Below are 22,735 nucleotides of genomic sequence, written 5' to 3'. Positions count from 1 at the left end.
GGAAAAAACTTAAATTCCCTGTAGATATTCACGCCTGGATTTACACAAACAATACCAGCGGACATATAGCACTACGTCTTTTGGTTACAACAATAAATTTTGGTTGTAAGGCAACAGGGAATAGGGAATAGAGAACAGAGGAATTTCCTAAGCTATTTGCATAGAGCTATAATATAAAATTTTCTGCACTTGTATAGATAACTTTAAGTGATATAATAGAAAAATTATCTCTAGTAAATAATTTTGTTTCTTTGGAAGCTTCGAGGAGCGAATTAGACTGATTACACACATATAGGAGTGATTTCCATAGAGTAAATAAGAATAAAAAGACTGTTATTACTCGGAACTTCTATAGTTCCTAATTAGCCATAAATTGCTTAATTTTGCCATGATTAAACTACCTAATTATAACATAATTCAACAAATTTATACAGGCAGCAGAACTACGGTTTACCGTGGATTAAATACAATAAATAAACAACCAGTAGTCATCAAAGTTCTCAATAAAGAATACCCTACATTTTCGGAATTATTACAGTTTCGGCATCAATATACAATTACGAAAAATCTGAATTTATCTGGAATTGTCAAACCTATATCCCTAGAAAAATATGGTAATGGTTATGCCCTAATTATGGAAGATATAGGGGCAGTTTCTCTCAAAACATACCTAACTCATCAAAAACTCAACCTGCCAAATTTTCTTTTACTGGCAATTTCAATAGTGGAAATTATCGAAGATTTATACCATCATCAAATTATTCATAAAGATATTAAACCTTCCAATATTGTAATTAATCCAGAGACAAAAGATGTCAAATTAATAGACTTTAGTATTTCCACATTATTACCAAGAGAAACTCAAGAAATTATTAACCCTAATGTTCTAGAAGGCACCCTCGCATATATGTCTCCAGAACAAACAGGAAGAATGAACCGAGGTATTGACTACCGGAGTGATTTTTATTCTTTAGGAATTACATTCTACGAAATACTTACAGGTCAATTACCTTTTGTATCAAAAGACCCCATAGAATTAGTTTATTTTCATATTGCGAAAGAACCGACTCCACCTACTGAATTAAACACAGAAATACCTCAAATTATCAGTAATATTATTATGAAAATGCTCGCCAAAAATTCTGAGTCACGCTATCAGAATGCTTTCGGATTAAAACAGGATCTAGAAACCTGTTTAAAATCTTGGCAAGAAACCGAAAAAATTCCGACATTTGAATTAGGAAAACTAGATATTTCAGACCGCTTCAGTATTCCCGAAAAACTCTATGGTCGCCAAAGTGAAGTTGAGAATTTATTAGATGTTTTTGAAAGAGTGGCTCAAGGTGGCAGTGAAATCATGTTAGTAGCAGGTTTTTCAGGAATAGGAAAAACAGCAGTAATAAACGAAGTTCATAAACCAATAGTTCGTCAACAGGGCTATTTTATCAAAGGTAAATTTGACCAATTTCAGCGCAATATTCCTTTTAGTGCATTTGTACAAGCTCTTCGGGATTTAATGGGACAATTGCTGAGTGAAACGGAAAATAAATTACAGGAATGGAAGACTAAAATCCTCTCAGAATTGGGAGAAAATGGGCAGGTAATTATAGAGGTAATTCCGGAACTAGAAGACATTATATCTCCTCAACCAGCCGTAGAAGAATTATCAGGAAGTGCGGCGGAAAATCGGTTTAATTTACTATTTTTAAAATTTATTAAAATATTTGCGACTCAAGAACATCCATTGGTAATTTTTTTAGACGATCTACAGTGGGCAGATACAGGTTCTTTGAAGTTGATGCAATTGTTAATGAGTGAAAAAAATAGTGAATATTTATTATTATTAGGGGCTTATCGGGATAATGAGGTAAATCCAACTCATCCTCTAATATTAACATTAGAAGAAATTGTCAAAACTTCAGCAATTATTAATACTATTACTTTAAAACCTCTGGAACTAATTTCTGATGTAAACCCCTTAGTAGCAGATACACTTCATTGTTCTGAGGAAATAGCATTACCTTTGGCGGAGTTGGTAGCTCAAAAAACTAAAGGAAATCCTTTTTTTATTACTCAATTTCTCAAAGCACTGCACAAAGAAAAATTAATTACGTTTAATTATGAAGTGGGTTATTGGGAATGCGATATTACTCAAGTCAAGTTATTGTCTCTCACAGATAATGTGGTGGAGTTTATGGCAACTCGTCTGCAAAAATTGTCACCACAGACTCAAGAGGTAATGAAATTAGCAGCTTGTATAGGAAATAAATTTGATTTAGAAACTTTAGCTATTATTTCAGAAAAGTCTGTTAGAGAAACAGCTAATAATTTGTGGTCGGCATTGCCAGAAGGATTAATTTTACCAGTGACAGAAGTATATAAGTTTTATACTTCAGAAGAGTCGAGTACGTTGAGAGATTTTAAGGCAATAGAAACTGATGCAAGTTATAAATTTTTGCACGACAGGGTACAGCAAGCTGCTTACTTATTAATTCCAGAAGAGGAAAAACAAATAACTCATTTAAAAATTGGGCGATTATTATTAGAAAATATCCCAGAAACGGAAAGGCAAGAGAGAATTTTTGATATTGTTAATCAGTTAAATTATGGGGTGAATTTAATTAATGATACTAGGGAGCAGGAACAACTAGCGGAGTTAAATTTAATTGCGGGAAAGAAAGCTAAAGCTTCTACTGCTTATAATGCGACGGTTAATTATCTAAATACGGGTCTAGAATTGTTAACAGCTAATAGTTGGGAAACGAATTATGAGTTAATGTTAGCTCTATATGTAGAAGCAGTAGAAGTAACCTATTTAATAGGTGAGTATGAGCAGATAGAACAATTAGCTGAAGTTGTACACCAACAAGTAAAGAATTTATTAGACAAAGTTCCCGTATACATAGTTAAAATTCGCACTGAATTTGCTCAATACAAATTTCTAGAAGGTCTCGATATTGCCACAAAAATTATTAAGGATTTAGGATTAGAATTATCCCCCAGAGAAACAGAAGCAGAATTGTTTTCTGGTATTAAAGAACTTCAGTCATTTTTGGGCGATCGCTCCACTGAAGACCTCAAAAAACTTCCAGAGATGATCGATACCGAAAAGCTAAACATAATGCAAATTCTAGAATTAATAGGGCCACCAGCTTTTTTTCTGGGTTCCCCGTTATGGCCTAGTATAGTTTTTGCCCTTGTCACTTTGTCTGTCCAGTGGGGAAATACATCTGCTTCTGCTTATGGATATACTTGTTACGGAATAATGTTATGGATGCAGGGAGAAATTGCAGCAGCTTATCAATTATCTCAGGTAACATCTAGCGTATTTGAGACTTATGGTGGAAATGCTCTGAACGGAGCTTCAGTAGCATATATGCACCTTCATCATTGGCAGGAACATTTGCGAAATAGTTTACCTTCATTCCTCAAATATTATACCCTTGCTTTATCTAGGGGAGATCTAGAATTTGCTAGTTATAATCTCTTGTTTTACTATTATCATGCCTTTGATAGTGGGGAGGAATTAACACAACTTGCTCAGAAACTTGATAATGCTATTGATACTGTTATTCAAATCAAACAAGAAAGTAGCCTTAGACGGTTACAAATGAATCAACAAACTGTTCTAAATTTAATTCGCTCTGAAAATCCTGGTGTATTAGTTGGAGAAACTTTTAATAATACAGAAACACAACCCCAAGATCAAATACTGGTATATCAAAATTTATACAAACTTTATCTATATTATCTGTTTGGTAATTATCAGGAGTCTCTAAAAATTTCTCTAGCAACACAACCACATATCAATTTAGTTGCTTCTCACTATAGTCAGGTACTGTTATATTTTTATGGTTGCTTGCTCCGACTTGCTCTCTACAATGAAGCGTCTGAGGAAGAACAACAACAGTGGTTAGAAGAAATCAACTCTAACCAGGAACAGATGAAAATCTGGGCGCATCATGCTCCTATGAATTATTTACATAAATTTCATCTCGTAGAAGCAGAAAAACATCGAGTGCTTAATAACTATCTAGAAGCAATAGAACTATATGAACAAGCGATCGCCGGAGCTACAGAAAACGAATATATTCAAGAAGTTGCCCTTGCTAACGAACTCGCAGCTAAATTTTATCTAGAGTGGAATAAAGAAACAATTGCCCAAGCATATCTGATTAAAGCTTACTATGCTTATGCTCAGTGGGGAGCATCTGCTAAACTCAAACACCTAGAAAAATGCTACGGCGAGCTACTTAAACCTATACAAAAACAAGAACCATTATTGACTCGTAGCTTAACTACTGAAACTCTAACATATACAACTAGTGACAGTTCTGTCGCGCTTGACTTCAGCAGTTTAATTAAAGCAACTCAAGCTATTTCAGGAGAAATTCAACTAGAGAATTTACTCTTAGTTTTGATGCGAGTCACTCTGGAAAATGCTGCTGCTCAAAAAGGTTATTTAATCCTAAGTAACGGAGAAAATTTAGTCATAGAAGCTAGAGCTATTCGTGATAGTAACCAAGAGCAAGAATTACAACTAACAGCAAGAGAGTGTCTCCCTATTGACTCCACCTCGGAGCTTCCTACTTCCCTGATTTATTATGTGGCGCGTACTCAACAAACTATTGTACTTGATGATGCTACTAATGAAACTAAGTTTGCTGCCGACTCTTACATTCAAAACTATCAACCCAAGAGTATTTTATGTATTCCCATTATGAATAGGGGTCAATTTATTGGTATATTATACCTAGAAAATAATCTCACTCTAGGAGCTTTTACTAGGGAGCGCCTAGCAGTCTTAAAAGTTCTGGTTACTCAAGCAGCTTTCTCCCTAGAAAATGCCCAGCTTTATGAAAACTTATCTGTCGCTAAAAATCAACTAGAAGAATATAGTCATACCTTAGAGGATAAAGTTAAAAAACGCACGGAAGAATTAAACGAAAAAAATATACGTTTATCTGAAACTATCAAAAAATTACAAAGGACTCAAGCTCAATTAATTCAAACAGAAAAAATGTCTAGTTTAGGGCAGATGGTAGCCGGAATTGCTCACGAAATTAATAATCCCACAAGTTTCATCTATGGCAATATCAATTATGTCAGTCAATATAGCCAAGATTTACTTGATTTAATCAATCTTTATCAACAGGAATATCCTCATCCTACAGCTAAAATAGAACAATTTATAGAAGAAATCGAGTTAGATTTTTTAACTGAAGATTTGGAAAAATCACTAAATTCTATCAAAGTAGGAGCTGAAAGAATTCAAAAAATTGTCCTATCTCTACGGAATTTTTCTAGATTAGATGAATCAGATATGAAAGCTGTAAATATTCATGATGGTATTGATAGCACTTTACTTATTTTACAAAATAAACTCAACCATCTGGGGGAAAAATCTGAAATTAAAGTAGTCAAAAATTATGGGGATATACCATTGGTTAACTGTTACGCTTCCCAGCTAAATCAAGTATTTATGAATATTTTGAGTAATGCTATTGATGCTTTGGAAGAGATGAGGAAAAATAATAGTGAATCAAATCAACAACCTACTATTACTATTACTACGGAAATCACTCAAAACCGGACTGTAAAGATCAAAATTGCTAACAATGGTCCTAGTATTAGTCTCGAAAATCAACAAAAGGTATTTGACCCATTTTTTACTACTAAACCTGTGGGTTCTGGTACAGGTTTAGGTTTGTCAATTAGCTATTCAATTATTGTGGAAAAACACAGGGGCAAACTAAGTTGTAATTCTGCATTAGGGGAAGGGGTAGAATTTGTCATTGAAATTCCTTTTTAATTAAAAATTAAGTATGTAACAAAAAGTAAAGTAGCTCTGAAGCCTCTTCCCTTCTACCTCTTGTGACTTAATTTTATACACAAACGATGCTACCGGACATGATATCAGGAGTCAGGAGTCGTATGGGAATGCTTTTAATACCATGTTTTAGATCGGAAATTATCTTTTTTGTCAAATGAACATCTTCTAAAAATATTTTTATTGCCCTTACTATTCGTAACATTCTTTTTTAACTCCCCCGGCGGGAAGTCCCGCGCTCTCCCGTTTCGGCTGTCGCCGACATGAAAGGCGGAGCCTAGCGGCAGCTATTAGGGGAGCGTCCTATGGGAAAGCCGGGCGTTATGTGTCTGGTTTGTCCTGATTTTCTATGTACTTCTTTAGCACTGAAATACTGACACCACCACAGCTAGCAATAAAATAAGATTCACTCCAAAATACAGCTTTGAAGTAAGTTTGATTGATTTGGGAAGGAAACTCAGCTCTAAGTCTTCTACTACTTACAGATTTTAGATTAGTAACAAATTTAGGCAACTCAAGCTGTGGGTAGTATTGGAATAGCAAGTGTACATGATCGGGTTCACCATTAAACTCTATGAGTTTGCAGTCCCCCGATCGTGCATAGATTGTCTATTATTTCTCCTAATCGTTTGAGCATCTCGTGATCGATTACTTTTTTTCTATATTTCGTGACTAAAACTAAGTGAGCTTTCATGTCAGATACAGCTCTACCACTAGATACAAAATCTTTTTTCATAATTATTTGATTATAGCTGTTGACAATTATATATACGGTCATTATAATATATAGATGTATGGCGCAGGAGATAGATGCTCTATGCTATTGAAATACAAGTACAAGCTAAAACCCCATAAGAGTCAAACGGCTATTATTTCTAATTGGCTAGAAATGGCTAGGAAGCAATATAATTAGGGTTTGCTTATGGAAAGTCTTTTGGTAGGGGTAGGAGACACGAGACTGGAGACACGAGACTGGAGAAATGGAGATTATAGAGGAGGTAGTCGTAAAAATTGTCCCTTGATTTTTCTGCCATAATCATCCCAAAATACTAGCATGCATGAGCTTTTTGGACCGAAACAGGCGCACTTTTTTCGACCAAAAAAGGCTCAAAGCAATATCTGTCAGTGCTTTGATATTTAATCAGCAAGCCCTAATTACCGTTTAGCTGAACGGTTGAATTGGTTTGAAGCCACGCGCACCCCAGTAAATGCTTGTCCACTTAATGTTTCAGTAGTACCAGTAGAACGAATTTATCAGAATATCCCTGAATTTAGAACACAAATACGGGATGGTAGAAAAAAGGACAGCAATGGTAATCCGATAACCAAGAAAGGGGATAAACATCCGAATATAGCCAATGGTTATGTATGTTGGGAAACTGTTCAACTAGCAGATTTAGCACAAACTAAAAAACTATTCGGTGAGTATAAGTCTATGCACTCCCAGGTATTGCAGGATGTTGTCCAGCGTGTACAAACTACTATGGATAACTATACCTTGCCAGATAAAAACGGTAAAACCAGCGGTAGACCAAAATTCAAGGGAAAGCATTACTATAATTCGTTTAGCTATCCTCAGCTATCAAACACCCATATTGTTAAAAATGCTAACGGCCGTTATTGTGTTAATCTACCCAAAATTGGTTTAGTACCTTTTGTTTACAATCGTCCAATACCATTAGGTTTCAAGGTTAAGACAGGTACGGTAATTCGAGAAGCGGATGGATGCTATATCAGCTTCACGATAGAAGATCAAACTGTACCTTATGAGGTTGCAGAAATTCAACCCACTGAAAACAACTCGAAAGGTATTGATTTAGGATTGTTGCATTATGCTGTTACATCTGATGGTGAATTTATAGAAGTACCTAAATTTTTCAGGCTTTCTGAACATCGTTTGTCTAAACTACAGATGAGATTAGCTAAGAAACCAGAGCACATCATACCTTGGAAAATTCTCAAGAGTAAAATAGCTAAACTGCATCAACTAATAGCCCCACAGCGATTGGACTGGCAATTTAAACTAGCTTATCATTTGTTCAGTGATTGTCAGGTGATATTTTTAGAAGACCTACAAATAGCTTCTTTAGTCCGACGTTGCAAAGCAAAGTTAGGCGACAATGGTCAATTCTTACCCAATGGTCAATCAGCTAAGTCAGGACTAAATAAGTCTTTGCAAGATGCAGCTTTTGGTCAGTTTGTTCAGGTTTTGGAGTATGTAGCCTGGAAACTTGGCAAAAGAATTATCAAAGTAGACCCCAAAGGTACATCTCAACATTGTTGGGAATGTCTGAATAAAGTCTCTAAAAGTTTATCAGATCGCTGGCATTCGTGTCCTAAATGTGGACAGGAACTAGACAGAGACTATAACTCAGCACTCCTAATACAAAAAATAGGATTGCTATCAACACAGGAGGAGGACATCACTTCTGTTAAAACTGCACTCAGAGCTGCTCTGGCTGAAGAATCCCGCGCTCTCCCGTAGGGGAGCGTCGGGAGTATGTCAAAATTGCTATAATATCATGTCCGGGTAATCAGTGATAAAAAAACTTTATTCCTTTTAATCTTTTCTTCCCTTCTGCCTTCTGCCCTCAGCATAAGTGCCTTACTTTCTCCAAAGTGTAAGTATTCAACCGGACATGATATAAGACTCAAAACATTACAAACAGAATGAATAGAGAAAGCGATCAAAAAACCCTGCCTTTGAACCTTTCGTTCCCTTCTGCCTCCTGCCTCCTGCCTCCTTAAAACACCATCGGCATTGAATTCATCTCCTCTTCCCGCAACGCTTCAGACAACAAACCCATTTTCACCGGAACATCATACAACCTCCCTTTGCCAAAGCGCGACCAAAAATGACGCAACCCAGGCACAATAACCTTAACTACTTTTAACTCAATATCCGGGCGAGTCTGATCTAATACCAAAGTTTCCATTCCTGCTGCCTGAGCAATTTTCACACAAGTCAAAACATCATCATAAATGTCATCGCTCCAAAGTTGCGGATAATCTTCATAAACTTTAGCAGGTATTTCTGGATGGGGAGCTAAATAAGGATGACTTGCTAAAGTTGCTGTTGTCATCCATTTCTGCATCCCCTCTTCCATCTGACTAATATCTTGCCCATCCATTCCCAACCCTATTTGATTGACTTCCGTTACCGCTCGCAAAATAGCAATTTTTGGGTCAAAATGCGCTCCAAAACCAGTAATAACTCTCTCATATTCTTCACCAACTCGACGCGACACCGCAGTAAAAGCAGGTATCCCTAAATCTGTGGTTAAATCTAATACCCATAACTCCCGCTGATTTTGTCGATAAAACTCTTGCACTTCCAATAAATAGGGGTCGTCAAAACTTGCTAAATCTACCCCCGGACGCTGCAAACGGTTGTACCACCAAATTGCTACACTGTCGCGCTCCACTAATTCCATAAATCCTTGCAAAATTGCTTCTTCTATGGTATTGCCCGCAGCGTTGCCATTGGAATCAGCTACACAAAAATTATGCTTTTTGGGCAATTTATAAGCATAATAACACCAAGCAGTAGGTAAATATTTGTGAGTCTGCTCCGTCAATGACCACACTGGAGTCCATTCAATTTCTTGACTGGCATCAAAAGGTTGCGGAATCCAATCGTGAGCAACTTTACAGTTAGCATTCAATTCCTCCCGGTTAGCATACTGAGTCGGACTAAAAAGCAGACAATTTTCTAGATGAATACCTTGGTCTCCCAACTCAGCTAAGGTTGACTTTTTCCGAGGTTCGTCTCCCTGGAATATTCCCGAATAACGTTCGATCGCTTCACAAAAACCACTGGCTTTAGATTGGCGATCGCTCTTGCCTTTACCTCCACTTTTATGACGCAGGGAACGACGCAAAGCACCGAGACTTTTAGCTGCACCAAAACTATGAATAGCACTATAAGTATGAATTAAAGAATTTTCGGGGTCGGAAACTCGCACCAATGCACTCACAACTCCAGTAATTGGACTGATTAATTTTTCGTAGCGTTTGGTTGTTTGGTCTGGAGTGAAAGCGCGATGACCGCCATCTGTGGTAAAATGCTTTTTGCGACTGGTGAGACTCAGAGGAGAAAATGACATTTCTTGGAGTAACTTGGGATTTCCACAAGCTTGACATTGAGGGCGTTTACTCAAAAAGTGAGTTTCTGTGGAGAGGTTCGTTTGGTTGAAAGTAATTACTTTGCCAGCAAGAGTCGTAAAGTAGGGCATTTCTACCCCGCTTTGTTGTACTATCCATTTCGCAACTTCCGTGGTGATGAGATTAATAGCAGTTGCCAAAGTTGAAGGGAGGAAAACAGAAGGAGGAGGCAAACACCCAGAAATTTCTCTTTTGCTGGTAGTAGAGGCAACAGACTTTTGTTTTTGTCGCAAAACTGTAGCTTCTACTTCCCGATGTCCGCGCAAACGTTGACTCAAACATTCCCAACATCCTGTCTCTTCTGATTCAAATATCGGACCTAACCACAGTAAACTACCTACTGGTTTTGCCAATAACCAAGGTTGATTAGCTGCAATAGCAGTTTTATTGATTTCTGCCAGTTGTGGTTGGAGGTAGTCATCAGTGAGAACAACTAATAAGGCGTTGCGGTCTGATGTGGGTGGGTAGTCTTCCCAATATTTAGTTTTGATACCCACTGCTGTCAAACTTTCGATTAATAAATCTGTGGTTGTTTCTCCCACTGAGGCGACATAAACGGTAATTTTTTCGAGAAAGTCGGCAGCGAGTTGAGGTTCGACGTTGAGTAAAGACCAAAATGCAGCAGCAGGTGGGGATAGTTGGGGAGTTGCTTCTGTTAAATAACCTTTACTTCTGAGGCGATCGAGAACGTATTCTACATCTTCTGGATCTACTATTTCTGCTAAAGTTTGACAGATTTCCTCAAAAGTATGTTTACCATCCAATAGGGGAACGAGCTGACAATAGAATTCTCCGGTGAGCGCCTCAGTGGAATTTTCTCCAAGGAGGTAAACGTGCTTGGGTTCGATAATTTCGATGCGATAGTGGGGTTTGATTTGTGGGTTTGACATGATAATTATTTCAGTTAATTATGTAGGTTGGGTTGAGTCCGCGTTAGCGGAGCTTATCCGCAGGATAAACCCAACAACTCTATTGTTAGGTTACACTCTCATTGCCAACCTCAAGTATTATATCTAATTTCATCACCAGTAGTTAGACAAAGATTTGGTATACTGCTATGTAGTGTATTTAAAATAATGTAGGACTTACGCAAAATAACGTAATTATGTCATTGCGATCGGTTTTTGTTAGGTTTAGTGTTGGGTTGCGCTGGCGCTTAACCCAACCTACACAAAACTAATTTCATCTTTATTCCCATTCTTATAGAGCTACAGGTTCGTAAGGATCTTCATAATAAATCACTTTTCCTTTCAGGGGGCACTCCTGAGAGGATAGTTTTTGTGAAGAAGTCGATCGCATATCATGTTTCAACGTTTGCAGAATTGCTTCAACAATCTGGATGCGTTCTTCGACAGATGTTCCTTCTAGTTTTTTGAGTATTTCAGATTCTATCATGTTTTTTAATCTACACAAGACTTACAACTAATTACGTTATGTTGAATATACTACCATTACTATGCAGGAATATCAACTATTCAACCAGAGTTTTGAGTGGAATTCACAAATCTCCAACCATTCTTACTTTTAACTTTTGACTTTTGACTTTTGACTTGAATACGATCGCTCACCAAAGACCAAACTGGAATTCGAGTATTACTGACACAAGCATCACCACCACAAACATTTGGTGTTTTGTTAATCCCTTGGGAAGTAAGAGTTTGAGTTGCTAGTAGTCTCAAAGCTACATTCATTGCTTCATCAAGGGAAACATATTGACCACTTTGTACTTGATTGCGAATAAACTTTTCTAATTCTGGATCGAGAGTAATTTCCATTATCTTTTTATATTTAAAACTCAAAATTTAGGAGCAAAATTCGTAGGGTGCGTTAGACGGCTAAAATCTAGACTATCAAAGCCATTTAACAATCCGTCGTAACGCACCATTGTAGTCAAAACATTGGGTCAAATGACCAAAAAATAAGGTCTCAAGTCTCCCCTTTCAAAGGGATGAAAAAGCGGTCATTTGCGGAGCATTCCGTTAGGTACTGAGACCAAAAAATAAGGTCTCAAGCCTCCCCTTTCAAGGGGATGAAAAAGCGGTCGTTTGCGGAGCATTCCGTTAGGTACTGATAACTGATAACTGATAACTGATAACTGAAATGACCATGCCCAGAAAACCTCGAAAGTTAATAGCAGGATACTCCTACCATATCACAACCCGTTGCAATAATCGTGAATTTAAACTTATCAGACGAGAATGCCGAGAAGTTTTTCTCTACGCCATCAGGAAAGCTATTGTAGCGCTACGCGCAAGTCAAAAGTCAAAAGTCAAAAGTCAAAAGTAATCCATGATTAAGCTTGAGCTTTTATAAATGTCCACGCCCTATTTGCGTAGTGCTATAACAAGTACAAATTCAAACTCTACGGCCTCAGTCAAAAGTTAGTGTTTAAGCTTTTGTTTGCTAGTGACTATAGACTTAGCTAGAATTTTCATCAGTTGTTCGCATTCATCTAAAAGTTTTGTAATTTTTTCAGCTTCTATCATTTCAGTTTCAATCAGCAGCCTTAACCAATATCGGGTTTCCTTTGCTTCCTTAAGAGCAATTTGTTGTTTACTTATAAAATCTTTCACGCTCTGAGCTGACTGTGATTCTTCTAGATTTGCTCCAATTGACGTTCCAGACCTAAATAATTGATTAGCTAGTAATCTGGGAGTTCCTGGTTGTTGGTCTAAAAAGTTACAAAGTTTAATAATTCTCACTGCAAATCCAAAAGCTCTATCAGTAATTGGAATATAACTGCTCATATACCGTTTCACGGAAGTCAAAAGTTAAAAGTTAAAACTCAAAAGTAATCTCTAAGTGAATTTGAGTATTTATAAATGTCCTAACCTATTTGCGTAGTGCTATAACTACTCATACTTTGTGGAACCAAAAAAAATATAAAGGCCAAAAGCATTGAGATTAACTCTTACTTTTAACCTTTATTTCATCACAATCAATCTTTTCTTCCTATTGCCTTTGACTCGAAAAATCTCCAGCCATTCTTACTTTTGCCTTTTGACTTTTGACTTTTGACTTGATAAGGGACTGCCGAAGGAGGAGGAAAAGGATTTTTGACATTTTGTATTGAGTTGTGATATTCTGAAATTATTCTGCGTCGTCTCCGTCGTAAGAACAATATGATTCACTACTCAACTTATTTACTAGGGGGCACACCCCTCGTGACGCGACGGCGCTCGTCAGGTTTTCTTCGCTAAGTCCTTCCAGGGCGGGTTTGGCAACATGAGTACGGATTACTGGCTGATTGAGATTTGGCTTGATATTCTTTTTTCCCATGGGGATTTTTCTCCAGAGTTAAGTTTTTCTGTAGTATACATTGTTCATCTGGAGTTGGCAAGAAATTTACATTTCTTTTCACTCAGTAGCGATCGATCGGCCTTTTCTTACTTTTGCCTTTTAACTTTTGACTTGAAATAGAGCGATCGCTTCTATTTTATGGAGGCGCGGGGGCGGGTTTACTTAAATGTTGGTTGAGAAGCATTAGTTTAGGGTGAAACCCGCCCCTACCTATTGTTAATTTTTCGGCTATTCTTACTTTTGACTTTTGACTTTTGCCTTTTGACTTGAAATAGAGCGATCGCTTCTATTTTATGGAGGTGCGGGGGCGGGTTTACTTAAATGTTGGTTGAGAAACATTAATTCTAGGGTGAAACCCGCCCCTACCTATTGTTAAATTTTCGGCTATTCTTACTTTTGACTTTTGCCTTTTGCCTTTTGACTTAAAATGATCGCCCTCTTCTTACTTTTGACTTTTACATGAGTGAATTTTGAATTTCTACCCCCTGCCTTCTTCGTAAAAATCACTTCATTAAAACCAACTAACATTAAAATCACAGCACAAGAATTGTTATATAATAAATACGAAAAAAAGTAAGTAGTAAAAACAATGAACTTTATCAGCCCCAAAACTAACTTTGCTTTTAAAAAAATATTTGGTTCTATTCACAGTCAAAACATCCTGATTAGTTTTCTCAATGCCATAGTTTATAATAATCAAAATATTATTCAATCTCTCACAATAATTAATCCTTATAATCCTGGAGTTACTAACACTCTGAAGGAAACTTATTTCGATGTAAAAGCAGTTTTAGATAATGGTTCTACTGTCATCATTGAAATGCAAGTATTGAACGTAGAAGGTTTTGAGAAACGAGTAATTTATAACCTAGCTAAAGCTTATGGAAATCAATTAGATGCAGGGCAAGGTTATATGATGTTGCAACCTTTTATCGCTTTAACAATTACCGATTTTGTTTTATTTGAAAATGAAAAAACGGAGAAAATGATTACTAAGTTTAAATTTAAAGAGGAGACAGAATTGTTTAATTATCAAGATGAATTAACTTTAATGTTTCTAGAATTGCCGAAGTTTCACAAAAAATTATCAGAATTAGAAACCCTGAGTGATAAATGGATATATTTTATTAAATCAGCGCCTTCTTTAGAAGTAATACCTTCTTTATTAGGAGAAGTATCAGAAATAGAAGCGGCATTAAATATAGCGAATAAAGCGAACTTAAACAATGAAGAATTAGAGGAATTAGAGAAACAGGAAACGTTGATCAGAGATAAGAAAGGACAAATTAATTTGGCGATAAAGGAAGGAATCGAAATTGGACGGGAAGAGGGAATTGGTATTGGACGGGAAGAAGGAATTGGTATTGGACGGGAAGAAGGAATTGGTATTGGAAGGGAAGAAGGAATTGGTATTGGAAGGGAAGAAGGAATTGGTATTGGAAGGGAGCAAGTAGTAAAACAAATCTTACGTCAAATTCGGCGAAAGTTTGGAGAAATAGCTCCAGAAGTTCAAACTCAGATAGAGCAGTTATCTCTGGAAAAATTAGATATTTTAGGAGAAGAAATTTTTGATTTAGCAACCATGATAGATTTGGAAAACTGGTTAGCTAATTAACAAACAAAAGGCAAGAGGCAGGAGGGTTAGGAGGCAGGAGGCAGAAGGCAGGAGGAGATTCAAGACTTCAATTTTTGTCACTTTTGAATGCATGACTTTTAACTTTTGACTTAATTGAGAGCGATCACCGTGTTCCCTATTTTTGTGCAACCCAGCAAATAGCTTATTCCCATTCTTTAAGTTCCTCTTCGGGTAGGGGTTCAAAGAATGCACCCCCCAGTTTTCCTGTGAGAAGTCCAGGAGTCCGAGGTTCTTGGTTTTCTGGATTTAACTGTAAACGAAAGTTGTGAATTAACTCATAAATTTCTGACAGTTTCTCCTCTGGAATATTTTGCAGTTCTTCTATTATTTTTTCGATTAACATAATTCTCCAGCTTTGAATAAATTGACAAAAATTATAGTATTCTAATAGAACTAGCTATACAAAAAATGCAAAGATCAATTATTTGGTTCAAATAACTGAACAAAACCCTTTTTTTGTAGTCCCTCTTTAAGTTTTTTATCTCCCGTCCAAAGCAAGCCATTTAATTCTATAGTTAGAGCTATATGAGGAGTATCAGTTTCATCAATATCCTGGCACAACTGATATGCTGTTACTAAATTTTCGGCTAAAATCAAGTCTTCTTTATAGAGATTAATACGTTTGAGCAGTATCTGATAAATCTTAATAATTTCCTCTTCAGTTAATTGACTAGCTTTTAGTATTTTTTCCTTACGCTTAAATAATTCTACTAGCACTTGCTCGCAGATAAAAAAGTCATAATTTGAGCTTAGTAGTAACTCACTAAAACTGGATTTTTCTTTGAGCAATGTTGAAAATAAAATATTTGTATCAACTATAATAGGTGCTTTTTTTTTAATCATAGTTTATGAATTAAAAAGTTTAGATTTAACTTTAGACCAAACGGCAGAGTCAATTTCATTTGCTAATTCAGAAGCTACTTCTTCAGTGAGCTGACTGCTCTGACTTATTGCCTCTAGTTCAAGATGATTTAGTAGTTGTATTAGTTGTTGATAATCAGTTGTTTTTTTGTCAAGCTTGATGATTATATTTTGTTCGTTAACAGTAAGATTGTAATAAGGATTATTGGGCATAGTTTTTAAGTTTATAGACTATCAATTTAATACTGTCTGCGTTCTCATTTAGTTAAATTATAGCACTTATTAATGAAATGTTCGTATGTATTGTTGCGCCAGAATTAAGAAAATAGAGACAATGGAAACAGAAGAATTCGGTACATGGCATTTCAGCTATCGTCCCTATCCTTGTGGCGGTGCAATTTATGAATTGGAAATTTATCCAGTGGTTAACCGTTGTCAAGGGTTAGAAGCAGGAGTCTATCACTATCAACCATTAGAGCATTGTCTCTATCAAATTTCAGATTGGAATTCAGATGTGGAGGAGTTGATAGAGGGTGCTTATAAATCTAGTGGTGAACAAGACAAACCTCAAGTTTTGTTGGTAATAACAGCTAGGTTTGGACGACTATATTGGAAATATGAATCAATTGCTTATGCTTTGATATTGAAGCACGTTGGTGTGTTGTATCAAACTTTTTATGTGATGGCAACAGGAATGCACTTAGCTCCCTGTGCTTTGGGAATTGGAGATTCAGATAATTTTGCTAAGATAACAGGGTTAGATTATTATGAAGAATCTTCCGTTGGGGAGTTTCTTTTGGGTTCAGTGAGAAGCTAGTGCCGCTACGCGGAAGTTAAAAGCGAGTGCGTAATTCTGAGGTTTCCTACGGGGCGTATAAAGTGCGGAAGTAATTCCGCACACAGCCCCTCCAGAATGTAAGACGAACTCAAGACAGTCAAAAGTATTGTTTAGTAAGGCTTTTAGCATTTTGTAACTGGTCAGTTATTTCCGCAATCGTGCACTAGTCATTTCAGTTACAGCACTTCCCGCTTTTATGAGCTACATATTTGGCGACCAAGATACACGTACCACAAGAGTTTTACTATTCAACTTTGTACATCATTTGTCCGAAATCTGCTGTATCAGTACCTCTAGCTGAAGCTAGAGGTACTGATAACTGAAATGACCTAAGGGCAGTATTTTTTTTAACTAGCTATTAGCTTGAGCGCATTTAGCTAGCCTCCTGGGTCGTAACTACGTGAACAGCTAAAAATCCGAGGGTAACGGTCCCCCACTATATTTGAAAAAATTAGTGGTGCGCTTTTTTGGGGGGAAATAATCCCCCATTATACACGCCAGAAAAGCTGATTGCTGACTGCTGAGTGCTGACTGCTGCTTCAATAGTCTAGTCGATCCCGGACAAAGAATCCCAAAATAAGTCATAGTTAAGTTTTTCCTAGTTTCCATATTTTTCTCTATAGCGTTATGCATTAAGGTTAGGACATTTATAAATCCTGAAACCCTTTGACAGTATACTATTCCCTATTCCCTAGTGCATAGCGCTATACAATAATACTCTCAAGCATTACGAAAATCAATCATTGTCTGCAAGTACACATCTGGCATCCCAGTGTCAAAACATCGCCCTTTCACTAAATACCCAGTCATTCCTTCTGTTTTTTGCAATTTATCCAAACAAGATGTTAGTTGAAATTCTCCTTTTTCCCTAGTATTTTGTTTGATGTTTTCTTCTAGATAATCAAATATTTTTGCTATTAAGACATACATCCCAAAAACTCCTAAAAATTCATCTTCTTTCATCCCTGATACATGAAGTCTTTCTTTGGCAAAATTCAGCTCTGGTTTTTCATAAATTGTATCAATATTAATTAGACCGTCGGCAACTAAATTTCCACTAATACAACCATAATGATGTATTTCTGTTCCTGGAATAATTCTCACGCCAATTACACTTTTATTCGCTTGTTCGTAGACTTGTAAAATTTGATTTGTACAAGATTGTTTGACCTCAGAAGCATAAATATGGTCTCCCAGTAATAGCAAAAAAGGTTCATCTCCCACCCACTCTTTAGCACAGAAAACAGCATGACCATAACCAGCTTGTTCGGATTGAGTTAAGAGAGTAATTTTTCTACCTAAATTTTGTAAATATTGACAATATTGTTGTTTTTCCGGAGAGAGCTTTTGATAATAACTGGGGAGAGCTTGGAAAAAATCTGTAAATAGTGGGATATCGCTTTTTTGTACAACTATTCCGACTTCCTCTATTCCACCACTTATTGCTTCTTCAACAATTATTTGAATGATTGGTTTTGCCCTACCATCCTTGTCGATAATGGGAAATAGTTCTTTTTTCACAACTTTAGTTCCAGGAAACATCCGTGTACCAAAACCTGCTGCTGGAATTACGGCTTTTCTAACCTTTGCGATTGATTCTGTCATATCTTTTTTATTTTGGGGTTAACTATAAGCAATTCCCACAGTTATGAGGCACATTTACCGAATAATATTATGTTCGGTTAAATAGTTATTATAATTAAAGTTCGTAGTAGGGCAAGAGCCGTATCTACAGTTCGGGCTCTTGCCCTACTACAAACCATATACTTTATTATAAGTGATTATCCGAACATGATATAAATCCCCCTTAGAAAGGGGAACTTTGAAGACTCCCCCCTTGTTAAGGGGAGCGCGGGAGATCTAAAACTGTACCTCATAGATTAAATAACTGCTATAATCAAACAATAAGTGTTTTGCTAGTTTTTACAGTTGTATCAATGTAATTTTTAATCAATAGAAAGCGATCAAAATTTTGAGTTCTACCACAATATAGATACTATAAATATTTTTGAAATTGGATAATATCATCAATCCTTTACTAAGTCAATATTTTTCTTCTGGTTTGATAGTGGAATCTGCTTTTCAAGATTGATGAGATTATAAACATTTATTGTTGGAGTGGGAACAAATACTTTTATATTGCGTCAATCTACAAATTTTGGTTGATAAATTTAGAACGGAAAAATTATCACATCAGACTAACTTAAGGGTTTTAAGAGCTTTAAGGGTTTTAAATTCTAAGGATTCAGGGTAACTGTAATAGAAAAGTATTAACTGTAATAAATAAAGTTGTCATTTTTGACCGCAATGGCTAAGATGATATAGAGAAATAAATTTAAGGGTGCATTGGAATAGAAAAAAAGTAGAACATTCTCTAGATATTTCTAGTTATGTCTATACGGAATGTCATTGATAAAAACAGTAATACCTAGGAATTTTACTAGCTCTGAGGCAAGAAAAGAAAAGTAAATATGCCAAATAATATTGGTCTAATCTTGACTAATAATTTTTTTTGTCAAAAATTAGGTTGCTGTGCCAAAAATTCCAAATTTGCATTGATTTTAGTAAGGAGAAAAAAAACAAATGGCTCAATTCTTTGGTTCAAACGGAACAGATAATATCAAAGGTACCCAAGAAGATGATATTATCCGTGGTCGTGGGGATGAAGATAAGCTTGATGGTAAAGATGGTAATGACTTTATTGATGGTGGATCAGATGATGATGACCTAGAAGGGGATGACGGTAATGATACCATACTTGGTGGTACTGGTGATGACAAGATAGATGGTGATGATGATAATGACTTGATTTTCGGTCAAGAAGGTGATGATGATATTAAAGGTGGAAAAGATGAGGATAGTATTTCTGGTGGTAGTGGTGATGATAAAATCAAGGGTGATGATGGTGATGATTTGATTTTGGGTGATGATGGTGATGATACTCTCGAAGGTAAGAAAGGAGATGATATTCTTGTTGGAGGTTTAGGTGATGATAAACTCCGTGGAGGTTCGGGTGATGACATCTTTGTTTATACAGCTATTGGTGAAGGTATAGATGAAATTAGCGATCTAGAAGCTGATGATGATACTATTGGTCTTCTTGGAGAAGTATTTGACCCCAATAACAGTGGCGGGATAAATTTTGTTACATTTACTAATGTTGATAATGATGAAGTAGCTACCTCACTAAGTAACCCAAATTTATTAGATGGTGTCAACATCAATGAAAACTTCCCAACTATTATCTTTTTTGATGAAGACGACAATGGTAAAAAAGGTACATTAGCTTACCTCCGAGGTGATGTAACTGATATTCTTGCCAGAGTCTCAGTCAAAAAAGGAGAATTAAGTCCTGAGAATTTTGAGTATGTAACAGTTAACTCTCCTGAATTCAATGATGATGGTACAGGAATTGATTTTAGTACAGGAGGAGTTATCAGCGTTGAATCATCTGTACTGGAATTACTAGACATTAGCTTAGAAAATCTTGAAATATTAATAACTGATGGAAGTAATATAGACCTTAATGCTAATTTTTTCGTTATTTCACAACAGATAACAGATATTACAGCACTGCAACAACTGTTAGTAAATATTGAATTTAGCAGCACAGTTTTATTTTTATTCAGTACAGCAGAGAACACATTTTTAGCATCGTTTGATGGTGATGAAGTAGACATTATTACTGAGTACGAAACAGTATCTAATCTCGAAGCATTTACAATTGACAACCTGAATATTAGTACAGATGACTTCATTAGTAATCAAAATCAAGTATCAATTAGTGTATCTATACTTGAAGAATTAGGAGTTACTTTAGAGACTCTAACCAGCGTTGTTATAGGTGCTGATGATGTCGCTCCGGTAACAGAAGAATTACTACTTTTTTCAGAAGAAGAATTTGACAGCATAGAAGTTTTTGCTCAAAGATTAAGCATTCTTGTTGGTAATAATGCTGCTCTATCTGTTGCCAACATTGAGGGGCAAACTGTTTTACTATTCTCAGATGGTAGTCAAGAAGGAATTACTATTATCCAAGAATTCGATCGAATTATATCTAATATAGAATTATTTAGTAGTGTTAACCTAAGTCTCTTCAATGAAATCGAAGTAACAACAGCTGATAATATTGTTTCTGCTACAGATAATCCTGATGAATTCTTCATTCTTGAAACAATTGAAGGCGGATTTACAATTGAAGACTTTGACGATAATACAGACATTATAAAATTACGGTCAGAAGATTTTGGCGATCTGACAAATGAAGATTTAACAAGAGCATTAGTTTCAGTATTTACCACTGCTGAACAGGTAGAAGGTGCTAATTTTCTAATTATTGACCAAATATTTGCTTCTATAGAAGAAGTCGAAATACGATTAACTGAGTTGGAAATAACTGACTCTATTTTCTTGACTTACACCGATGAGTCAGACAATACTGTTTTCGCTTTTTCACGAGAGGGTACAGTTGAAGTTATTGCTACCTTATCTACTGATGAAGAAACCGATGTAGAAATTGATACAGATAATATCTTTATCATAGGTGGCAATGAGGACGATGGCGATCTAATAGAAATTAATGCTAGCGTCTTACAATCATTAGGTGTCACAGCGGAAACTTTTAGCAGTATCAATATTGCAGCCAACTTTAACCAACAAGTTCAACAAAGTTTCTTGATTTTTGAGTCAGAGACTTTTGCGAGTCTAGAAATTCTGCAACAACGACTGGCAGCGCTAGTAGTCGAACGTTCGGTTCTAATACTCGCTGAAATCGAAGGTACTACTGAGTTAGTCTTTTTCGATGGTAGTGAATTTGAGATGATCACAGAAATAGAGCTGGAAAATATTAGTGATTTCTCTATTGAGAGCTTAGACTTGTTCACACCATTTGATATCACAACAGAGCAGCTAGAAATTGACCAGGAAATACTAACTCAGCTAGATATCGCATTAGAAAATTTCACTAGCATTAATATTGCAGCTAACTTTAACCAAGAAGTGCAAGAAAGTTTATTGATTTTTGAGTCAGAAACTTTTGCCAGTTTAGAAGTTCTGCAACAACGTCTAGTAAGTCTGGTGGTAGATCGTTCAGTCCTGATATTAGCTAATATTGATGGTCGCACCCAGTTAGTATTGTTCGATGGTACTGAGTTTGAGATTGTTGAAGATTTTCAAGTAGAGTTAGAAAATATTGGTGATTTTGATGTTGATAACTTAGAGTTTGAGGACTTTGAGGATGATGAGGACTTTGAGGATGATGAGGACGACGAGGATGATGAGGACGACGAGGATGATGAGGACGATGAGGATGACGAGGACGATGAGGATGACGAGGACGATGATGGTGATGTAGTAGAAATTAATGCTAGTGTCTTACAATCATTAGGTGTCACAGCAGAAACTTTTACCAATTTCAATGTTACTGCTAACTTTAACCAACAAGTTCAAGAAAGTTTCCTGATTTTTGGGGAAGAAACTTTTGCGAGTCTAGAAATTCTGCAACAACGACTGGCAGTACTGGTAGGTCAACGTTCGGTTCTAATACTCGCTGAGATCGAAGGTACTACTGAGTTAGTCTTTTTCGATGGTAGTGAATTTGATATGATCACAGAAATAGAGCTGGAAAATATTAGTGATTTCTCTATTGAGAGCTTAGACTTGTTCACACCATTTGATATCACAACAGAGCAGCTAGAAATTGACCAGGAAATACTAACTCAGCTAGATATCGCATTAGAAAATTTCACTAGCATTAATATTGCAGCTAACTTTAACCAAGAAGTGCAAGAAAGTTTATTGATTTTTGAGTCAGAAACTTTTGCCAGTTTAGAAGTTCTGCAACAACGTCTAGTAAGTCTGGTGGTAGATCGTTCAGTCCTGATATTAGCTAATATTGATGGTCGCACCCAGTTAGTATTGTTCGATGGTACTGAGTTTGAGATTGTTGAAGATTTTCAAGTAGAGTTAGAAAATATTGGTGATTTTGATGTTGATAACTTAGAGTTTGAGGACTTTGAGGATGATGAGGACTTTGAGGATGATGAGGACGACGAGGATGATGAGGACGACGAGGATGATGAGGACGACGAGGATGATGAGGACGATG

Annotated in this window: 17 protein-coding genes and 2 pseudogenes; 8 read left to right on the top strand and 11 right to left on the bottom strand. The window is 36.3% G+C overall.

All coding sequences use genetic code 11. The features are described 5' to 3' along the window. Positions 1-388: 388 nt before the first annotated feature. Positions 389-5,812: a trifunctional serine/threonine-protein kinase/ATP-binding protein/sensor histidine kinase gene (locus tag ACP6PM_RS28390; RefSeq protein WP_426590242.1), complete on the top strand. Its 5,424-nt coding sequence runs from the start codon at positions 389-391 to the stop codon at positions 5,810-5,812. A gap of 73 nt (positions 5,813-5,885) precedes the next feature. On the opposite strand, the gene ACP6PM_RS28385 is transcribed toward ACP6PM_RS28390, so the two are convergent. Both ACP6PM_RS28385 and tnpA read right to left on the bottom strand, forming a co-directional pair. Further along, complete coding sequence (locus ACP6PM_RS28385; protein WP_426590241.1) at positions 5,886-6,035, bottom strand: hypothetical protein; 150 nt, start codon at positions 6,033-6,035, stop codon at positions 5,886-5,888. Between the two features lie 116 nt (positions 6,036-6,151). Then, positions 6,152-6,566 (bottom strand): annotated as a pseudogene (gene tnpA, locus ACP6PM_RS28380) (IS200/IS605 family transposase). Positions 6,567-6,620: 54 nt separating this feature from the next. On the opposite strand from tnpA, the gene ACP6PM_RS28375 reads away from it, so the two are divergent. Further along, positions 6,621-6,743: a helix-turn-helix domain-containing protein gene (locus tag ACP6PM_RS28375; protein WP_426590240.1), complete on the top strand. Its 123-nt coding sequence runs from the start codon at positions 6,621-6,623 to the stop codon at positions 6,741-6,743. A 261-nt stretch (positions 6,744-7,004) separates the two neighbouring features. Further along, on the top strand, positions 7,005-8,315 hold the full coding sequence (locus tag ACP6PM_RS28370) for an RNA-guided endonuclease InsQ/TnpB family protein (RefSeq protein WP_426590239.1): 1,311 nt from the start codon (positions 7,005-7,007) through the stop codon (positions 8,313-8,315). 259 nt (positions 8,316-8,574) lie between these two features. On the opposite strand, the gene ACP6PM_RS28365 is transcribed toward ACP6PM_RS28370, so the two are convergent. The 3 genes from ACP6PM_RS28365 to ACP6PM_RS28355 all read right to left on the bottom strand — a co-directional run bounded on the left by ACP6PM_RS28365 (position 8,575) and on the right by ACP6PM_RS28355 (position 11,769). Further along, positions 8,575-10,884, bottom strand: coding sequence for a TOMM precursor leader peptide-binding protein (locus ACP6PM_RS28365; RefSeq protein WP_426590238.1), 2,310 nt, complete (start codon positions 10,882-10,884; stop codon positions 8,575-8,577). A 310-nt stretch (positions 10,885-11,194) separates the two neighbouring features. Then, positions 11,195-11,389, bottom strand: coding sequence for a hypothetical protein (locus ACP6PM_RS28360; protein WP_426590237.1), 195 nt, complete (start codon positions 11,387-11,389; stop codon positions 11,195-11,197). 80 nt (positions 11,390-11,469) lie between these two features. Next, positions 11,470-11,769 (bottom strand): DUF433 domain-containing protein, encoded by a 300-nt coding sequence (locus ACP6PM_RS28355; RefSeq protein WP_426590236.1) that lies wholly within the window; start codon positions 11,767-11,769, stop codon positions 11,470-11,472. A gap of 325 nt (positions 11,770-12,094) precedes the next feature. Here ACP6PM_RS28355 and ACP6PM_RS28350 point away from each other — a divergent pair, with 325 nt between their 5' ends. Continuing rightward, complete coding sequence (locus ACP6PM_RS28350) at positions 12,095-12,280, top strand: hypothetical protein (RefSeq protein ID WP_426590235.1); 186 nt, start codon at positions 12,095-12,097, stop codon at positions 12,278-12,280. Positions 12,281-12,375: 95 nt separating this feature from the next. Here ACP6PM_RS28350 and ACP6PM_RS28345 read toward each other — a convergent pair whose 3' ends face one another. Then, positions 12,376-12,741, bottom strand: coding sequence for a four helix bundle protein (locus ACP6PM_RS28345; protein ID WP_426590234.1), 366 nt, complete (start codon positions 12,739-12,741; stop codon positions 12,376-12,378). A gap of 343 nt (positions 12,742-13,084) precedes the next feature. Next, the gene (locus ACP6PM_RS28340) at positions 13,085-13,273 is read right to left on the bottom strand and encodes a microcyclamide/patellamide family RiPP (protein WP_426590233.1); all 189 of its coding nucleotides are present in this window, start codon (positions 13,271-13,273) and stop codon (positions 13,085-13,087) included. Here ACP6PM_RS28340 and ACP6PM_RS28335 point away from each other — a divergent pair. Beyond that, positions 13,220-13,414, top strand: coding sequence for a hypothetical protein (locus ACP6PM_RS28335; protein WP_426590259.1), 195 nt, complete (start codon positions 13,220-13,222; stop codon positions 13,412-13,414). The two genes, ACP6PM_RS28340 and ACP6PM_RS28335, sit on opposite strands and share 54 nt — an antisense overlap. A 469-nt stretch (positions 13,415-13,883) precedes the next feature. Then, positions 13,884-14,909, top strand: coding sequence for an Rpn family recombination-promoting nuclease/putative transposase (locus tag ACP6PM_RS28330; RefSeq protein ID WP_426590232.1), 1,026 nt, complete (start codon positions 13,884-13,886; stop codon positions 14,907-14,909). Positions 14,910-15,072: 163 nt separating this feature from the next. On the opposite strand, the gene ACP6PM_RS28325 is transcribed toward ACP6PM_RS28330, so the two are convergent. The 3 genes from ACP6PM_RS28325 to ACP6PM_RS28315 form a co-directional block, all read right to left on the bottom strand. Further along, complete coding sequence (locus ACP6PM_RS28325; protein ID WP_426590231.1) at positions 15,073-15,273, bottom strand: hypothetical protein; 201 nt, start codon at positions 15,271-15,273, stop codon at positions 15,073-15,075. Positions 15,274-15,347: 74 nt separating this feature from the next. Next, positions 15,348-15,773 (bottom strand): PIN domain-containing protein, encoded by a 426-nt coding sequence (locus tag ACP6PM_RS28320; protein ID WP_426590230.1) that lies wholly within the window; start codon positions 15,771-15,773, stop codon positions 15,348-15,350. Positions 15,774-15,776: 3 nt separating this feature from the next. After that, positions 15,777-16,004, bottom strand: a complete 228-nt coding sequence (locus ACP6PM_RS28315) for a hypothetical protein (RefSeq protein ID WP_426590229.1) — start codon at positions 16,002-16,004, stop codon at positions 15,777-15,779. An 85-nt stretch (positions 16,005-16,089) separates the two neighbouring features. On the opposite strand from ACP6PM_RS28315, the gene ACP6PM_RS28310 reads away from it, so the two are divergent. Beyond that, entirely contained in the window at positions 16,090-16,608 is a 519-nt protein-coding gene (locus ACP6PM_RS28310; protein WP_426590228.1) for a SagB/ThcOx family dehydrogenase, read from the top strand. A 741-nt stretch (positions 16,609-17,349) separates the two neighbouring features. Here the strand turns inward: ACP6PM_RS28310 and ACP6PM_RS28305 are convergent. After that, complete coding sequence (locus tag ACP6PM_RS28305) at positions 17,350-18,234, bottom strand: sugar phosphate nucleotidyltransferase (RefSeq protein ID WP_426590227.1); 885 nt, start codon at positions 18,232-18,234, stop codon at positions 17,350-17,352. Positions 18,235-19,212: 978 nt separating this feature from the next. Between ACP6PM_RS28305 and ACP6PM_RS28300 the strand changes: the two are divergent. Then, a pseudogene (locus ACP6PM_RS28300) lies at positions 19,213-22,735 on the top strand (hypothetical protein); the annotation flags it as partial.

This window comes from Dapis brunnea BLCC-M229 (assembly GCF_050015995.1).
GTDB lineage: Bacteria > Cyanobacteriota > Cyanobacteriia > Cyanobacteriales > Microcoleaceae > Trichodesmium.
The sequence above is the reverse complement of the archived record's forward strand: the minus strand, read 5'-3'. Positions and strand labels throughout refer to the sequence as shown.

Bases quoted from the DNA above. Each gene is read 5' to 3' on its own strand.
- ACP6PM_RS28390 (WP_426590242.1), top strand. From the start codon at position 389: ATGATTAAACTACCTAATTATAACATAATTCAACAAATTTATACAGGC.
- ACP6PM_RS28385 (WP_426590241.1), bottom strand. From the start codon at position 6,035: ATGTTACGAATAGTAAGGGCAATAAAAATATTTTTAGAAGATGTTCAT.
- ACP6PM_RS28375 (WP_426590240.1), top strand. From the start codon at position 6,621: ATGTATGGCGCAGGAGATAGATGCTCTATGCTATTGAAATACAAGTAC.
- ACP6PM_RS28365 (WP_426590238.1), bottom strand. From the start codon at position 10,884: ATGTCAAACCCACAAATCAAACCCCACTATCGCATCGAAATTATCGAA.
- ACP6PM_RS28360 (WP_426590237.1), bottom strand. From the start codon at position 11,389: ATGATAGAATCTGAAATACTCAAAAAACTAGAAGGAACATCTGTCGAA.
- ACP6PM_RS28355 (WP_426590236.1), bottom strand. From the start codon at position 11,769: ATGGAAATTACTCTCGATCCAGAATTAGAAAAGTTTATTCGCAATCAA.
- ACP6PM_RS28350 (WP_426590235.1), top strand. From the start codon at position 12,095: ATGACCATGCCCAGAAAACCTCGAAAGTTAATAGCAGGATACTCCTAC.
- ACP6PM_RS28345 (WP_426590234.1), bottom strand. From the start codon at position 12,741: ATGAGCAGTTATATTCCAATTACTGATAGAGCTTTTGGATTTGCAGTG.
- ACP6PM_RS28335 (WP_426590259.1), top strand. From the start codon at position 13,220: ATGAGTACGGATTACTGGCTGATTGAGATTTGGCTTGATATTCTTTTT.
- ACP6PM_RS28340 (WP_426590233.1), bottom strand. From the start codon at position 13,273: ATGGGAAAAAAGAATATCAAGCCAAATCTCAATCAGCCAGTAATCCGT.
- ACP6PM_RS28330 (WP_426590232.1), top strand. From the start codon at position 13,884: ATGAACTTTATCAGCCCCAAAACTAACTTTGCTTTTAAAAAAATATTT.
- ACP6PM_RS28325 (WP_426590231.1), bottom strand. From the start codon at position 15,273: ATGTTAATCGAAAAAATAATAGAAGAACTGCAAAATATTCCAGAGGAG.
- ACP6PM_RS28320 (WP_426590230.1), bottom strand. From the start codon at position 15,773: ATGATTAAAAAAAAAGCACCTATTATAGTTGATACAAATATTTTATTT.
- ACP6PM_RS28315 (WP_426590229.1), bottom strand. From the start codon at position 16,004: ATGCCCAATAATCCTTATTACAATCTTACTGTTAACGAACAAAATATA.
- ACP6PM_RS28310 (WP_426590228.1), top strand. From the start codon at position 16,090: ATGTATTGTTGCGCCAGAATTAAGAAAATAGAGACAATGGAAACAGAA.
- ACP6PM_RS28305 (WP_426590227.1), bottom strand. From the start codon at position 18,234: ATGACAGAATCAATCGCAAAGGTTAGAAAAGCCGTAATTCCAGCAGCA.